This is a genomic window from Paeniroseomonas aquatica, from assembly GCF_030409335.1.
Classification (GTDB): Bacteria; Pseudomonadota; Alphaproteobacteria; order Acetobacterales; family Acetobacteraceae; genus Belnapia; species Belnapia aquatica.
The window spans coordinates 1-625 of record NZ_JAUFPN010000221.1 but is presented as its reverse complement, the minus strand read 5'-3'; the positions used below and the strand labels follow the sequence as shown (position 1 = coordinate 625).

Below are 625 nucleotides of genomic sequence, written 5' to 3'. Positions count from 1 at the left end.
GAGATTGGAATTGGTGGCCGCCTTCGTCGGAATCCGCAGCCCCTGCAGCACGATCGCCTTCAGCGTCGCCTGCTGACCCGCCGTCAGCCGGCAGGGGCGGCCATCGCCCCAGTGATCCGACAGCCCAGCTGGCCCGCCCCGGTTGTAGCGGATGACCCGTTCAACGCATGCGTTGAACCTCAGGGTCTGCCGGTCCATCCCAGCCACCCGCGCCGCAGCCTCTCGGCTCAGGCCCTCAAGGGCTGCCGCGATCGCCAGCAGGCGACGCGCCACCCGCAGGTCACGCTCCGCCTTCGCCAATCGTCGTAGCTCGCCAGGTGGCAAGTCTTCCCGGATCATCAAAGCCGGCATGGTCCATCCCCAGATGCCATGCCTGCCGATGAATCACGTCCGCCCGCGTCGGCTCAAGCCCCAAGAGTCAGACCTTCAGGCGCTTGGTATAACTTTGAAAGAGCAGAGGCGCAGAGGAACCCGGCCACTGTGATGAAGCCTGCATATTCATGCGCTGTCTCGAATGCTTCAGGAATCATGGTGTCGGCGATCATTGCCAGGATTGCAGCTGCCGTCGCTAACGGCTCCCCGGATGTAAAGCCTGCCGATTAGCCTGGATTATGCGCGAAGGCTG

Annotated in this window: 2 protein-coding genes; both read right to left on the bottom strand. The window is 63.7% G+C overall.

Going from position 1 to position 625, the window contains the following annotated elements; all coding sequences use genetic code 11:
• Positions 1-351, bottom strand: a 351-nt coding sequence (locus QWZ14_RS28975; RefSeq protein WP_353959360.1) for a helix-turn-helix domain-containing protein, incomplete at its 3' end; no start/stop codon positions are given.
• Positions 352-404: 53 nt separating this feature from the next.
• The gene (locus QWZ14_RS28970) at positions 405-545 is read right to left on the bottom strand and encodes a hypothetical protein (RefSeq protein WP_290320542.1); all 141 of its coding nucleotides are present in this window, start codon (positions 543-545) and stop codon (positions 405-407) included.
• Between the last annotated feature and the right edge of the window lie 80 nt (positions 546-625).